Here is a 14,404-nt window from a genome sequence, read left to right on the forward strand (position 1 = left end):
CAGCTTCGCTTGGTTGGAAAAGAGCAGAAGGCTGTGGAAGAACTGCGAGCGGAAACTCAATACCAGCCTACAGTTTATCCATCTGGCCTTCTTGGGGCTCTTACTCAAAAGACTTTGAACAGGCTCTGAGAGCCTGTTCATAGTCTGCTGCGCGTCGGCGGGATGGATAGGTAAAGGGCGTTGAAACTGGCTTCGAAATGCTCATGTACCACTTGTACATTCCGCTTTTTCGCCCGTTTTCGCCTTGTCTCGCCTTAGCTCGCGAGATCGGAAACACGTTCTTAGACTAGGTCCAAAAATAAAAACCCCGGCTTGCTGACGCGAGCCGGGGGTTTTTCGCGATCTGGCCGCGCTTATTTCAGCGCGTAGATAGCCGGCAGATTGCGCCAGGCGCCGCGCACGTCCATGCCGTAGCCGAACACGTAGCGGTCCGGCACGTCCAGGCCGACGAAGTCCGCCAGCATCGGCTTTTCCTTGCTGATCAGCTTGTTGGCGAACACGCCGCTGTAGAAGGCCTTGGCGCCCATGGCCATCACTTTGTCGCGGATCGCCGCCATGGTGTGACCTTCGTCCAGGATGTCGTCCAGCACCAGCACCACGCGGTCGCGCACGTCTTCCTTGGGCGCTTGTTTCCACACCAGCTCGCCGCCCTGAGTCTTGTCGCCGTAGCGGGACACGTGAACGTAGTCGAAGTCCAGCGGGAAGGCCAGGCGCGGCAGCAGTTGGCCGGTAAACACCACGGCGCCGCCCATCACGGACAAGACCAGCGGATAGGTTTCGCCCAGTTCCTCGGTGATTTCCACCGCCATGCGGTCAACGGCCGCGCTGACTTCCTCGGCGGTAAACAGCACGTCGGAGCTGTTGATCAGGCCACGGGCCTCGGCAATATTGGGCATGATGACTCCTTGATTCACACACGCAAACGCCGCTCTTGCCCATATCATCAAAAAACAGGAGCGGCGTGATTGAAAAAACGATTAGTTCTTGGCCAGCGAGCGCAGATAGGCGGCGAACTCGGCGCCCACCTCATGATGCTGCAAGCCGTAATTGACCGTGGCTTTAAGATAGCCCAGCTTGGAGCCGCAGTCGTAACGCACGCCCTTGAACGGCAGCGCCAACACCGGCTCGTCCTTCATCAGCGCCGCAATGCCGTCGGTCAGCTGGATTTCGCCGCCGGCGCCCGCCGTGGTGTTGACCAGCTTGTCGAAGATGCGCGGGGTCAGGATGTAACGGCCCACCACCGCCAGATTGGACGGCGCCACTTCCGGGCGCGGCTTCTCCACGATGTGCTCTACTTGCTGATGGCCGCGCGCGTCCGGCGCCACCTTGACGATGCCGTAGGAGCTGGTTTCCTCCGGCGCCACGGTTTCCACCCCCAGCACCGAAGCATGGGTTTCATCGAACAGCTTGACCATCTGTTCCATCGCGCCCGGCGCGCCTTCGATCAGGTCGTCGGCCAGGATCACCGCGAACGGCTCGTTGCCCACAACCGGCCGCGCGCACAACACCGCGTGGCCCAGACCAAGCGCCTCGGTCTGACGGATGAAGATGCAGGACACCGACGGCGGAATAATGCCCTGAACGGTTTCCAACAGCTTCTGCTTGTTCTTGTTTTCCAGCTCGGTTTCCAGCTCGTAAGCCTTGTCGAAATGGTCTTCGATCGAACGCTTGTTGCGGCCGGTGATGAAAATCAGCTCGGTCATGCCCGCGGCGATCGCCTCTTCCACCGCGTACTGGATCAGCGGCTTGTCCACCACCGGCAGCATTTCCTTGGGGCTGGCCTTGGTGGCCGGCAGGAAGCGGGTGCCCAGGCCGGCGACGGGAAAGACCGCTTTCGTGATTTTTTTCATGCCCATTCTCGTTAACAAGCGTTGACAGGCGCGCATTCTACCGCGCCTCGGTCCGCGGGTGAAAGTCCCAGCCTCACAAAGCGGCGGGAAAACGCCGCGCCAACTCCTGAGCCGCGTTTTCCAGCACGGGTCCCCAGACGCCGGCCTCGGTCTGGCGCCAGACCCGCATCGAGTCGTACCACGGCGCGCGCTCGCCGGCAGCCAGGAAGAAGGGCGCGCTTTCCGCGCGCATCAACACCCAAACCGGTTTGCCCATCGCCCCGGCCAGGTGGGCGACGGCGGTGTCTACCGTGATCACCAGATCCAGCGCCGCCACCCAGGCGGCGGTGTCCGCGAAGTCGTTCAAGGCCGGCGTGCTCAACAAACCTTGCAAAGCCGAAGGCGTCGTTCCCGGCTGCAAGGACACGAAATCAATGCCGGGCAGCCGGCACAAAGCGGCGAAGTCCTCCGGCGGCACGGATTTATGGCGGCGCCAGTGATCGGCCTTGCCCACGCCCCATTGCCCGCTCTCCCACACCACGCCGACGCGCGGCCGGCCGCCGCCGCGCGCCGGGACCGCGGCCGCCGGCACCGCGCTCAGATAAGGCTGGCCGGACAGATTGTCCAGCGTCACGCCCAACGCGCCGGGCAAGGACATCAAAGGCAGTTGCCAATCGAAAGCCGGCGCGGCCTCTGGGGACCTCGAAAAACCTGCTGTGCGGTCCGATAGCGGCGTTGCTCCGTGCTCGCTCCCTCGCTGTACTCCTTGTACTATCTCGGTCGCTGTGCCCCGATGTCTAATGGGGGCGCCTTGCTCTCGAACCGCTCGCGACGGTTTTTCGAGGCCCCCCTCCGGCTCCAACAATTCCACGCCGTCGAATTGAGCGAACAGGCGATGGAAGGTTTTGGGGCAAGCCAATAGCAGGCGCGCCCGCGGATGCTCGGCCCGCAGCCGCGGCAGGAAACGCGCCATCTGCAGGCTGTCGCCCAAACCCTGTTCCGCCCACAGCAGCAAGGTGGACGCGCCCAGCGCCTGGCCTTGCCAGCGCCGTTCGCGGTGACGCGGCTGCAGGATGGCCTCCCAGCGCGCCTCGTAATACGGCCAGGCCTCGGCGTAGCGGCCGGCCAGCAATAGCGCGATGGACAGGCTGAAACGCAGATTGGCGTCGTCCGGGTCCAGTTCCAGACCGCCTTGCAACACGGCGATGGCGTCGTCCAGCAATAAGGCGCAGGTGCAGGCGTAGCCCAGGTTGTTGCATCGCGCCGGACTCGCGCCGGCCAACTCGATGGCGCGCAGATGGCAAGCGATGGCGTCCTGGTATTGCAGCCTATGTTGCAAGACCACGCCCAGATTGCTCCAGGCGTCGACATGCTCGGGCTCCGCCGCCAGCGCCTCGCGCAGCAGCGCTTCCGCCAGTTCCAGTTCGCCCAGCTCCTTGAGCAGCACCGCCAGATTGCACTTGATGTTGACGGACTGCGGATTGAGCGCGGCGGCGGCCAGGTAGTCGTCCAGCGCGCGCGCGTTGTCGCCCTGGCGCAGGCGGGCGTTGGCGCGGTTGGCCAGCGCCTGCCAATCCTTGGCGTTCCGCCTCAGACATTGATCAAACGCCTGCTCCGCCTCGCTCCAGCGGCCTTCCGCCGCCAATCGGTTGCCTTGTTCGAAGGTTTGATCCGCCATATCCGCTCCTTGGCTTAGTCTCCGGCCAGCAAGGCTTGCAAGCCGGCCTCGTCCAGAATCGCCACGCCCAGCTCTTCCGCCTTGGCCAGCTTGCTGCCGGCCTCCGCCCCCGCCACCACGTAATGGGTTTTCTTGGACACGCTGCCGGACACCTTGCCGCCGGCGGCTTCTATCAGTTCCTTGGCCTGGTCGCGGCTCAGCGTCGGCAAGGTGCCGGTCAACACCAGAGTCTTGCCTTCCAGCACGCCGGCCGCCGTCGCTTGCGCCGGCAGCGCCGCCAGAATCTCGTCGACCAGAGCGGCGAGCGCGCGCAGGCTGTCGCGCTTGCCCGGCAGGTCCAGCCAGTCGGCCAGCGCGTTGATCACCTCGGCCGGCAACTCCAGGTCCAGCAAGGCGCGCCGTTCGCACCCGGCCAGCGCGGCCAGGCCGTCAATCTGCGCCGCCAGCTGCTGGCTGCGCACCTCGGTCAGGCGCGGGATGTCCAGCCGCGCCAACAGGGCCGCCGCTTGCAGGCGCTCGGCCAGGCGCGGCGACGGCGCGTGCTCGTCGGCCGGCGCCACATGGCTCAACAGGGCGTCCAGCGCGGCTTCGTTATTGGCTTCGGCGAAGAAGTCCGCCAGCGATTCCGCCACCACGCCGCCAATGTCCGGCAGCGCGGCGAACAAGGCCGTCGGCGAACGGCGGATCAAGGCCATCGTCCCCAGCCAATCGGCCAGGGTTTTGGCGGTGGATTCGCCCACATGGCGAATACCCAGCGCGAACAATAGCCGCGCCAGCGGCGGCCGCCGGCTGGCGGCGATCGCCTCGATCAGGTTCTCCGCCCACTTGCTCGCCACCTTGCCCGCCTTGACGGTTTCAGGAGTCGCGCCCTCGTCCTCGTCGGCGCGGCGCTTCATCTCCAGCAAGTCTTCCAGCGTCAGCCGGTACAGATCGGCCACGCCGCGCACATAGTCGTACTCCACCAGCTTGTCGATATAGCGTTCGCCCAGGCCGTCGATGTCCATCATGCGGCGGCCGGCGAAGTGCTGAATCGCCTGGCTGCGCTGCGCGCGGCAGGACAGGCCGCCGGAGCAGCGCGCCACCGCCTCGCCCTCTTCGCGCACCACATGGCTGCCGCATACCGGACAGGCGCTTGGCAACCGGTAGGCCGGATATTGCGGTTCATCGAACAAGCCGCCATCCGCGGCCGGCTGCATCGGCCGGCGCTCCATCACCACGGACACCACTTCCGGAATCACGTCGCCGGCGCGGCGCACGATCACGGTGTCGCCGACGCGCACATCCTTGCGCCGCGCCTCGTCCTCATTGTGCAGAGTGGCGTTGGTGACGGTGACACCGCCGACGAACACCGGCTTCAAGCGCGCCACCGGGGTGATGGCGCCGGTGCGCCCCACTTGCTCCTCAATCGCCTCAACCTGGGTCAGCGCTTCCTCGGCCGGGAATTTGTGAGCAATGGCCCAGCGCGGCGCGCGCGACACAAAGCCCAGTTCGTCCTGCAAGGCGCGCTGGTTGACCTTGTACACCACGCCGTCGATATCGAAAGGCAGGCCGGGGCGGCGTTGCTGCACCTGCTCGTAATAGGCGATCAAGCCGTCCACGCCGCGCACCACCGGACGCAAATCCTCGGCCACCACCGGGAAGCCCAGTTCGCGCAACCAGGCCATTTCCGCGCTGTGGCTGGCCGGCCAGTCCGCGCCTGCCACCTGGGCGATGGCGTAGGCGAAGAAGGACAGCCGGCGCTGGGCGGTAATGCGCGAATCCAGCTGACGCAGGCTGCCGGCGGCGGCGTTGCGCGGATTGGCGAAAGTCTTGTCGCCGCGCGCCGCCTGCTCGACGTTGAGCTTGTCGAAGTCCTGTTTCAGCATCAGCACTTCGCCGCGCACTTCCAGCAAGCTGGGCACGGCGGCCCCCGCCGGCAAGCGCAGCGGAATCGCGCGCACGGTGCGGATGTTCTCGGTGACGTTCTCTCCGGCCACGCCGTCGCCGCGAGTCGCCGCCTGGACCAGCACTCCGTCGCGGTACAGCAGGGAGATCGCCAGGCCGTCGAACTTGGGCTCAGTGGCATACTCCACCTCCTCGGCGTCCAGGCCCTTGCGCACTCGCTCGTCGAACTGCAGCAGCTCTTCATGGCGCAGTTCGCGCTCGCTCAGCTGCATATCGGAAAACGCATTGGACAGCGACAGCATGGGCACGCTGTGGGTCACTTGCTGAAACTCGTCCAGCGGCGCGCCGCCGACGCGGCGGGTAGGCGAATCCGCGCTCGCCAGCTCCGGGTGCTCCTGTTCCAGCTGCTGCAGCTCCCGGAACAGGCGGTCGTATTCGGCGTCCGGCACCGTGGGCGCGTCCAGCACATAGTATTCGTGGCCGTAGCGATTCAGCAGTTGATGCAGTTCGGCTACGCGCTGTTGCGGAATGAGGGTGGTCATGTTCAATCGGGCTCAAACAAGAAAAGCCGGCATGGCGCCGGCCTTGGAAACGGTAGATGGTCAAACGGGCCGATCACCCCAGTGTAGCGGCTGAACGGCAAGGCAACACCGGGGCTTAGAACCCGTTCACGATCTGCTGCGCCGCGGCGATACAGCGTTAAAAACCAGCTCAAAATGCTCATGTACCACGTGTACATTCCGCTTTTTCGCTCGTTTTTGCCTTGTCTCGCTCTTGCTCGCAAGATCGTGAACAGGCTCTGTAGGGCCGGCCTCAGGCGAACAGTCGCAAGGCGGCCACGCTTCCCGGAGCGATGCCGCGGTCGTCCATGCTGCCGTAGATGTGCAGCAATTGCTCGCGAATGCGGGTCAGGCCGGCGTCGGACAGCGGGCGGCGGTTGTCGTCCACCAGTTGGGCGTCGAACTCCTGCGCCAACTGGCGCGCGAAATACACGGCTCGGTCGAACACCTCGACGCCGCCGGCCACGCGCGGCACGTCGAACAACAGGGTCAGCGCCGGGAAGGATTTGTCCAGCAGCGTGTGGAAGGTGAACGGCATCTGGTCGGCCGCCATCAGCGAATACAGGGTATTGCCGGAGTCCGCCAGGTAATGGAAAGCGCCGTCCGGCTCCAGTTGCAGGCCGGCGGCCTCGGCGAAGCTGCGCAGCCGGGTGCCTTCTATCGGCCCCTGCGGCACGATGTTGATGCCGATCAGCACGTCCACATCGGCGCAGAAGCGGTCCAGTTCGCGCGCCGCCACCAGCTTCTGCTGGCGCTGCGGGAAGCTGACCGCGGCGTCGTGCTCCTCGGCGAAGCGCGACACCTGCTGGCAGAAGCCGGCCAGTTCCTGTTCGGTCACCGCGCCGCTGCGGTCCACCATCTGCATGCTGACGTTGATCTGCTTGTAACGGGTGCCGGGCAAGGCTTCGGCCGGCTTCCACAGACCTTTTTCCGTGCGGCCTATCAATTGGGTGCGCTTGCCCACGTTGAAGCGCGGAATCGCCGCCAGCTCGTGCGGCGCGTGGAACACCACCTCGGCGATGAAATCCAGCGATGGGTCCAGCATCGCCACCACCAGCGCCTGGTGATCGGCGGAGTCCATACGCGGGGCCTCGTCCTCGTCCTCTTCCTCCATCACCGGCACCGCGTCGAAAACCGCCTCGCGCGGCCGGTCGGACTCAGCTCGCGCCGGCTCCGCGGGGATTTGCGGCTCAAAGTAAGCGGCGGCGTAGTCGTCCGGCTCCGGCGAGGCGTCCACCAGCACCGGCTCCATCCGGTCCTGCTTCACGCCGTCGCGCACATTGTTCTTGGGTACGTCCAGCAGCACGTCGTCGTGGCCGCGCGTGAAGGCCTGGCGAGTCTTCTTGCGAAAACGCCATTCCTGAAAAGCATTGAATCCGTACACCAGAGCGATCACCGCGCCGCCCAGTATCAATACACCAATCTGTAATTCGCTCATCAGCCAGTCCGCATTAAGGCGAATAATCGAAGCCGTCGGCAGCCTCCTCGCCGCGCGCCGACGCATCTTTCAATGCGCGATGCGGCGTCTTTCGGCAATAGCCAGGCCGACAGCCTCCCTTTAAGTATTCGGCAACAAAACCGTTCGAATCTGGCGTTTCGGCCAGTCGAGAACGGCGATAGACCACGGTTATTATAACGAAAGCCTCAGCTTGCGCATCATTTGGCGGCAATTTAGCCGTAAATGCCTTGCCGCCAGCGTAAACCAAGCCGGGGCGATAGCTGATGCGGGCAATTTGGTGCTTCAAACCGGGTTCGCAACCTGAATTGGATGCCGAATCGCCCCTGCTGGTTCCATCGGACCGCGTAGAACGGCTCCAGCCGGCCGTTCAACGTCGCGAATCAGGCCCGCCGCAAGCGGGCCAAATGGAAGCGGAACGTCATTTTCAGTGCCGGAAGGTCCGGCAGATGACATTTCTGACAGGGGCGCTCTGAAATATCTCGTGCCAGAATATTTCGTGTTCATGCAAATGAATGATTCCAAATCGTCTTAAACACTGCTTAGGAAAGCAAGGGATAGATCGATGAAAAACACTTCTCAAGCCAGTTTCCTTCCGGTGGTCCACGAGCTGGCGCGCACCTACCAGGCATTCGAACAGTTTGCCAGCCAGCACATTCGTCAGCTGGGCCTGACTCCGCCGCAATTCGACGTGGTCGCCACCTTGGGCCATAGCAAGGGCATGAATTGCAAGGAGCTGTCCGACCGTACGTTGATCACCAAAGGGACGCTAACCGGCGTCATCGACCGGCTGGAAGACAAGGGTCTGGTTACCCGCACCATGCAGCCCAACGATCGCCGCAGCGTGTTCGTTTCCTTGACCCAACACGGCGAACGTCTGTTCGATCAGGCCTTCCCCGCTCATATCGACTATATGCAGATCGCCTTCAAACGCTTTGGCGAACACGACCTGTCCGGCTTCTGCCAGGAACTGGGCCGCCTGCGCGAAGGCTTCAGCCTGGCCCTGGAGGAGCAGGAAGAAATCACGGCTTAGGATCCCCTAGCCGTCACCGCCCTTTACCCGGCGGCGAGACGCGGCCCCGCGATGCGGCCCGCGCCCTCGCCGCCATTGCATTTTAAACTCCGGCCGCACCCACGGCTCAAGGGCTCTGAAAACGCACCGGCACCATCAACACCGAATCCACCGCCTGGCCGTTGCGTTTGGCCGGCGCGAAGCGCCAACGCTCCACCGCGGCCTTGGCCGCTCGGTCCAGCCGCGGATAACCGCTGCTGACGGCCACCGTCACCTCGCCGGCGCGGCCGGCGGCGCTGACGCCCACCCGCAGCAAAACCGTGCCCTGCTCGCCGTTTTCCCGCGAGCGTTCCGGGTATTCCGGCTGCGGATTGTTCAGATATTCCGCGCGGTACAATGCCACTCTGTCCGCGCCGCCCTGCGACGCACTGCCGCCTCCCGACCGCGCGGCGGCCCCGCTCTTCGCCCCCTCGACGCCTGCTGACTCAACGGCGGCTGCCGCCGGCGCGGCTAGGCCGGCCTCCGGCAAAAGCGAAGGCGCCGTAAAACGGACGCTTGGTTTGGCGCTTGGCCTGGCCGCCGCTTTATTGTCAAGCTTGTCGCCGGCCTTATTGCCGGCCTTGGCCGCCTTCTGAGCGATGGCGGGCGATGGTCCGCCGGCGGGCTGCGCCAGTCTCAGCGTCAACGCGGCAACGCTTGGCGGCGGCGGACGGCCTTGCCAAGCAAACAACAACAAAGCGTGCAGCGCCAGCGACGCCAGCAGGGCCCAGCATACAGGGCGCGCGCCCATCTCTCGCCTCAACAGCGCATCCGGCTGTCCGACCGGCTGTAATGCCACCAAGCCACCAGCATGGACACCAGATAAAACACAAAGAACATGCCGAAAGCCGGCAGGAAACTGCCGAAGGCGGCCAGCGCGCTGCCGAAGGATTTGGGAATCACGAAGCCGCCGAACGCCGCCATCACCGAGCTGACGTTCATCGCCGACGCGCCGCGGCGGCCGCCGCGCGCATAAGCTTCCGCAACGTCCAGGCCGGCGGCCTTGGCCCGCTGGCCGGCCTGCAACAGAAAAACCTTGGGCGCCAATTGAAAAGACGAACCGTTGCCCACGCCGGCAGCGAAGAAAATCAACTGAAACATGGCGAGAAACAACCAGAACGAACCGCCGTTGCCGGCGGAGGGCATGCTCAGATAAACGCCGACGGTGGCCAGCGCCATCACCCCGTTGCTGAGCATGGTGGCAATGCCGCCGCCGATGTGGTCGCCCATCCAGCCGCCCAGCGGCCGCGACAAGGCGCAAATCATCGGCCCGATAAAGGCGTAGGGCGTGACGTCGATCAGCGGAAACATATTGCGCGCCAGCAGTGGGAAGGCGGCGGCGAAGCCGAGGAAAGTGCCGTAGCTGCCCATGTACAGCAGGCAGATATACCAGGTGTGCGGATCGCGCATCGCATCCAGTTGGTCATGCGGCGTGATGCGCAGCTTGGGCAGATCATGCGCGTACAACAGGCAGGCCAGCGCGATGACGACGATGAAAGGCAGCCACAGATAACCGGCGTTTTGCAGCCACACCGGGTGCACGGCGCCGCCGACGCCCCAGATCTGCGGCATGCCGCCGAATAAGGGCAGCAGAATGGCAACCGGAATCGCCAGCTGCGCCACCGACACGCCCAAATTCCCCAGGCCCGCGTTCAGCCCCATCGCCAGCCCTTTGGCCGCCTTGGGGAAGAAAAAGCTGGTATTGGACAGATGGGAAGCGCTGGCGCCGCCGCCAATGCCGCACAAGCCGGACACCAGCAACAACATGGGGAACGGCGTCGAAATATCCTGCACCACCGCGGCCACGCCCAAAGCCGGCAGCAAGAGCAGCAAGGTGGAAATGCCCAGCCACAGGCCGCCGCCCACCCAACTCCAGATCCACGAGTACAGCAGCCGCATCAGGGCGCCGACCAGCGGCGGGATAGACACCAGCAGGAACTGCTGCTGATTGCTGAGCGCGAAGCCTACCGCCGGCAGATTGACCACCACCATGCTCCACATCATCCAGATATTGAAGTTCAGGTGCAGCGACAGGATGGACAGCCAGAGATTGCGATTGGCGATGCGCCGCCCGCGGCGCAGCCAGAAGATAGGGTTTTCAGGTTCCCAACGCTTGATGCTTACGGTCATGCCCATTCATCCAGCAATGATATCGCCCGGCGGCCGCTGCCGCCGGGAAGCTGCGCAGTATGCCATTCGCGCGCGCGATCCGGTTTGCGCGCCGTCAAATTGCAACTGACGAAAACAGTTCGCGGAAAGCTAAAACTAGACGAGACAAGGCGAAAACGGCTGAGGAAGCGGAATGATCAACTGGCACATGAGCATTTCGAAGCCGGTTTCAACGCCCTTTCTCCATCCATCCCGCTGACACACAGCAGACTTTAAACAGGCTCTCAGGCGGTTTCCCGCATTTTCAACGCTTCCACGATGTCCACCGCCACGATGCGGCTGACGCCCTGTTCCTGCATGGTCACGCCCACCAGTTGCTCGGCCATTTCCATGGTCAGGCGGTTATGGGAAATATAGAGAAACTGGGTTCGCTCCGACATCTGCTTGACCAGATCGCAGAAGCGGCTGGTATTGGCGTCGTCCAGAGGCGCGTCCACCTCGTCCAGCAGGCAGAACGGCGCCGGGTTCAGCGAGAACAGCGAGAACACCAGACTCATCGCCGTCAGCGCCTTTTCCCCACCGGACAACAGGTGAATCGTGCTGTTCTTCTTGCCCGGCGGCTGGGCGATGATCTGCACGCCGGCGTCCAGCAGGTCCTCGCCGGTCAACACCAGTTCGGCGCGGCCACCGCCAAACAGCGTGGGGAAAAACTCGCGCATCTTGGTATTGACCGCATCGTAAGTGACTTGCAGCATCTCGCGGGTTTCGGCGTCTATCTTGGCGATCGCCTCTTCCAAAGTGGCCATCGCCTGATTCAGGTCTTCGGACTGGTTGGCCAGGTAGTCGCCGCGCTTCCTGGCTTCATCCAGTTCCTCCAGAGCCGCCAGGTTGACCGCGCCCAGCCCTTCCAACGCGCGCGCCAGCCGCGCGATCTCGGCGGCCAGCGCGTTCGGCTTCACCGCCTCGCTCAGGTCGGCCATCAGCGCGGCTTCGTCGGCGCCGGCGCTGGCCAGCTCTTCGGCGAAACGCTCCATCGCCAGCCGCGCTTCCTGGTGCTTGAGCAGCCAGTCCGAACGCGCTTCTCGCAGTGCCGGCAAGGCGGCGTTGGCTTGCTGTTGTTGATGAGTCAATTCGCGCAGTTTCTCGGTCAGGCCGTTGAGCCGGTCGCGCACAGCGCCCAGGCTGTGCTCGCGTTGTTCGCGTTCGGCCAGGGCCAGCTGCAAGGCCTCCTCCGGCACCGCTTCCTCCACCGCCTCGGCTTCCTCGGCCAAAGTCTCCAAGCGCTCGGCCAGTTGCTGATCGCGCTCGTCCAGCTCGCGGCCCCGCCGCGCCAGCTCCGCCACCTTCTGCTCGGCGGTGCTCATTTCCAGCTTGATCTCATGCAGCATGCGCTCGGCGTCGCGGGTCTTGTTGCGCGCCAGCTGCAAACCGGTCTCGGCGTTGAGCCGATCCACGCGCATGTCTTCCAGCTGCACCGTCAGCTCTTCCAGCGTCAACGCCGTCTCTTCGCCCAGCATTTCGGCTTCGGCGATACTTTGGCGCGCCAGTTCGCCCTCTTCGGCGATGCGCCGGCGCTCGGCCTCGATCGCCGACAGCCGCGCCGCGCCCTGACGCGCGGCTTGGTCCAGCTTGACATGCTCCAGGGTCGCCGCGTTCAACTCCGCCTCCAAGCGGGTCAACGCGCCCTTTTGCGCGCGCACCGCCTCGGCCAGCATGCTGCCGCGGCTTTGCAATGATTCGCGACGCCGCTGCAAGGCGTCGATTTCCGGCGACAAGGCCTCCAAGCGCGCCTGGGCCGCTTCCAGCAGCGCCTTGCGCGCCATCAGGCCGTCGCCGCTGGCTTCGGCGTGCAGGCACAAGCTGGCGGCGTAAACGCGGTGGCCCTCCGGTGTCAGCAGGCAGGCGCCGGCCGGCAACTGCCCGCGCATGGCCAAGGCCTCGTCCAGCGAGCCGGCCAGGTAGACGCCGGCCAGCCAGTCCTGCAAGGCCGCCTGGAAGGGCTGGGCGGCGCGCACTTGTTGCAACAGCGTCGGCCACGAGCGCTCCGCTTCCCAATTCCGCGCCGTCGCGCCGTCCGCCAACGCCAGCGCCGCCGGCGGCAATTCCCCGGACAGCGCGGCGGCGCGCGCGGCCAAGCGTTCGCCCAGCGCCGCTTCCAGCGCCGCTTGCCATTTAGGCTCCACCTGCAGGCTCTGCCACAATTGCGGCGCCTCGGCCAGGCCCCAGCGCTGCAGCCAGCCGTCCAATTGCTCGCTGGCCGCCTCGCGCGCCAGCATCCCGGCCAGCGCGGCGGCTTCGGCCTCAGCGCGCGCCTGTTCGCCGCGCAGCGCGGCCAGTTGCTCGTCCAGTTTTTCGCGCTCGGCGGCCAGGTCGGCCTGCTTGGCCTCGTCGGCCACCAGCCGGCCTCGCACCGTCTCCAGCGCGCCGCGCGCGCGTTCCACTTCGGCGGCGGCGGCTTGCTGCCGCTCTTGGTCCGGCAGATTCAAATCGCTCAGTTCGCGGCGCAAAGCGTCTTCGCGGCCGGACAGCTGCTCCAGATTGCGACGCTGATGCTCGCCGTTCTGGCGCGCCAGGTCCCGATCCCGGCTGAGCTTGGCCTGCTGCGCGGTCAGCCCGTTCAACTGCTGCTCTATCGCGCGGTATTCCGCCTCGGCGGTGGGCAATTCGTCGGCGCCGTCTTCCAGCGTCATCTGCGCCTCTTCCAGCCGCATCTGCGCTTCTTCGCGCCGCGGCAGCCAGTCGTCCAGCTCGGCCCTCACTTGGCCGCGGCTTTCGGCCAGCACTTGGCGCTCGGTGCGCACGGCGCCCAGTTCTCGGTCGACGCGGGCGCGGTTTTGCTCGCGGTGGCGCTGCGCCTCTTCCAGCCGCGCCAGTTGGGCGTTGGCCTCGAACAAGCGCTGCTGCGCCTCGTGCACTTCGTCGCTGGCGGCGAAATGGCTTTCGCGCACGGTTTCGGATTCGGCCTCCACATGGGTGACCGCCGCTTCCAGCGCCGCTTCTTCGGTTTCAATGCGCGCCAGTTCCCCGCGCGCCGCCGCCTCGTTGCGCGCGGCCTCTTCGCGTCGCGCCAGAGCCAACAGGTTTTGCTTGTGGGTCAGCGCGCCGCGCAGATCGTGGTATTGGGCCGCCACCTCCGCCTGTTCGGACAAGCGCTCCACCTGCCGTTCCAGCTCTTGCCGCAAGTCGGCGATGCGCTCCAGGTTGGCGCGGGTGTCCGCGATGCGGTGTTCAGTCTCGCGGCGGCGCTCCTTGTACTTGGACACGCCGGCGGCTTCTTCCAGATAGGCGCGCAGTTCTTCCGGGCGCGCCTCGATAATCCGGGAGATCATGCCCTGCTCGATCACCGCGTAGCCGCGCGCGCCCACGCCGGTGCCGAGGAAAAGATCCGTGATGTCGCGGCGACGCACTTGCTGGTTGTTGATGAAGTAGCTGGATTCGCCCTGGCGGGTCAGCACCCGCTTGATCGCCACTTCCGCGTACTGGCCCCAGGCGCCGGTGAGCGCGCCGTCGCCGTTGTCGAACACCAGTTCCACCGAGGCGCGGCTGACCGGCTTGCGCGTGGACGAGCCGTTGAAGATCACGTCCTGCATCGATTCGCCGCGCAGTTGCTTGGCCGAAGACTCGCCCAGCACCCAGCGCACCGCGTCTATCACATTGGACTTGCCGCAGCCATTGGGGCCGATCACCGCCACCAGTTGACCGGGCACGGCAATGCTGGTGGGATCGACGAATGACTTGAAACCGGCAAGCTTGATGTGGGTGAGACGCAAGATGTCCTCGCAATGGCTGGGCGAAAATCGGCATTTTAGCAGTTGACCGCGCCGGGCGCGCGTCGCG

General features: G+C 65.0%; 10 protein-coding genes and 1 pseudogene. 2 read left to right on the forward strand and 9 right to left on the reverse strand.

The window, feature by feature from the left end; translation table 11 throughout:
- Positions 1-118 (forward strand): annotated as a pseudogene (locus HA052_RS21730) (IS5/IS1182 family transposase); the annotation flags it as partial.
- 235 nt (positions 119-353) lie between these two features.
- Here the strand turns inward: HA052_RS21730 and HA052_RS21735 are convergent.
- The 6 genes from HA052_RS21735 to HA052_RS21760 form a co-directional block, all read right to left on the reverse strand.
- Positions 354-896 (reverse strand): hypoxanthine-guanine phosphoribosyltransferase, encoded by a 543-nt coding sequence (locus HA052_RS21735; protein WP_019103182.1) that lies wholly within the window; start codon positions 894-896, stop codon positions 354-356.
- Positions 897-977: 81 nt separating this feature from the next.
- Positions 978-1,850: a UTP--glucose-1-phosphate uridylyltransferase GalU gene (gene galU / locus HA052_RS21740; RefSeq protein ID WP_166453566.1), complete on the reverse strand. Its 873-nt coding sequence runs from the start codon at positions 1,848-1,850 to the stop codon at positions 978-980.
- Positions 1,851-1,923: 73 nt separating this feature from the next.
- A complete protein-coding gene (locus HA052_RS27740) occupies positions 1,924-3,507 on the reverse strand; it encodes a tetratricopeptide repeat-containing glycosyltransferase family protein (protein ID WP_240937476.1) in 1,584 nt (527 codons plus the stop codon).
- 14 nt (positions 3,508-3,521) lie between these two features.
- The gene (ligA, locus tag HA052_RS21750; RefSeq protein WP_166453567.1) at positions 3,522-5,933 is read right to left on the reverse strand and encodes an NAD-dependent DNA ligase LigA; all 2,412 of its coding nucleotides are present in this window, start codon (positions 5,931-5,933) and stop codon (positions 3,522-3,524) included.
- A 271-nt stretch (positions 5,934-6,204) separates the two neighbouring features.
- The gene (locus HA052_RS21755; protein ID WP_166453568.1) at positions 6,205-7,389 is read right to left on the reverse strand and encodes a cell division protein ZipA C-terminal FtsZ-binding domain-containing protein; all 1,185 of its coding nucleotides are present in this window, start codon (positions 7,387-7,389) and stop codon (positions 6,205-6,207) included.
- Positions 7,390-7,402: 13 nt separating this feature from the next.
- Entirely contained in the window at positions 7,403-7,696 is a 294-nt protein-coding gene (locus HA052_RS21760) for a hypothetical protein (RefSeq protein ID WP_166453569.1), read from the reverse strand.
- Between the two features lie 276 nt (positions 7,697-7,972).
- Between HA052_RS21760 and HA052_RS21765 the strand changes: the two genes are divergently transcribed.
- Positions 7,973-8,440, forward strand: coding sequence for a MarR family winged helix-turn-helix transcriptional regulator (locus HA052_RS21765; RefSeq protein WP_166453570.1), 468 nt, complete (start codon positions 7,973-7,975; stop codon positions 8,438-8,440).
- Positions 8,441-8,546: 106 nt separating this feature from the next.
- Here the strand turns inward: HA052_RS21765 and HA052_RS21770 are convergent, their stop codons facing one another.
- From HA052_RS21770 to smc, 3 genes are all read right to left on the reverse strand, one after another.
- Positions 8,547-9,209: an energy transducer TonB gene (locus tag HA052_RS21770; protein ID WP_166453571.1), complete on the reverse strand. Its 663-nt coding sequence runs from the start codon at positions 9,207-9,209 to the stop codon at positions 8,547-8,549.
- A gap of 8 nt (positions 9,210-9,217) precedes the next feature.
- On the reverse strand, positions 9,218-10,588 hold the full coding sequence (locus HA052_RS21775) for an MFS transporter (protein WP_166453572.1): 1,371 nt from the start codon (positions 10,586-10,588) through the stop codon (positions 9,218-9,220).
- A 263-nt stretch (positions 10,589-10,851) separates the two neighbouring features.
- Complete coding sequence (gene smc / locus HA052_RS21780; RefSeq protein WP_166453573.1) at positions 10,852-14,337, reverse strand: chromosome segregation protein SMC; 3,486 nt, start codon at positions 14,335-14,337, stop codon at positions 10,852-10,854.
- Positions 14,338-14,404 lie beyond the last annotated feature (67 nt).

Source organism: Chromobacterium fluminis (genome assembly GCF_011602385.1).
GTDB lineage: Bacteria > Pseudomonadota > Gammaproteobacteria > Burkholderiales > Chromobacteriaceae > Chromobacterium > Chromobacterium fluminis.

What these genes read in the sequence shown, in the direction of transcription:
- HA052_RS21735 (WP_019103182.1), bottom strand. Translation starts at nt 896, where the DNA reads ATGCCCAATATTGCCGAGGCCCGTGGCCTGATCAACAGCTCCGACGTG.
- galU (WP_166453566.1), bottom strand. Translation starts at nt 1,850, where the DNA reads ATGAAAAAAATCACGAAAGCGGTCTTTCCCGTCGCCGGCCTGGGCACC.
- HA052_RS27740 (WP_240937476.1), bottom strand. Translation starts at nt 3,507, where the DNA reads ATGGCGGATCAAACCTTCGAACAAGGCAACCGATTGGCGGCGGAAGGC.
- ligA (WP_166453567.1), bottom strand. Translation starts at nt 5,933, where the DNA reads ATGACCACCCTCATTCCGCAACAGCGCGTAGCCGAACTGCATCAACTG.
- HA052_RS21755 (WP_166453568.1), bottom strand. Translation starts at nt 7,389, where the DNA reads ATGAGCGAATTACAGATTGGTGTATTGATACTGGGCGGCGCGGTGATC.
- HA052_RS21765 (WP_166453570.1), top strand. Translation starts at nt 7,973, where the DNA reads ATGAAAAACACTTCTCAAGCCAGTTTCCTTCCGGTGGTCCACGAGCTG.
- HA052_RS21770 (WP_166453571.1), bottom strand. Translation starts at nt 9,209, where the DNA reads ATGGGCGCGCGCCCTGTATGCTGGGCCCTGCTGGCGTCGCTGGCGCTG.
- HA052_RS21775 (WP_166453572.1), bottom strand. Translation starts at nt 10,588, where the DNA reads ATGACCGTAAGCATCAAGCGTTGGGAACCTGAAAACCCTATCTTCTGG.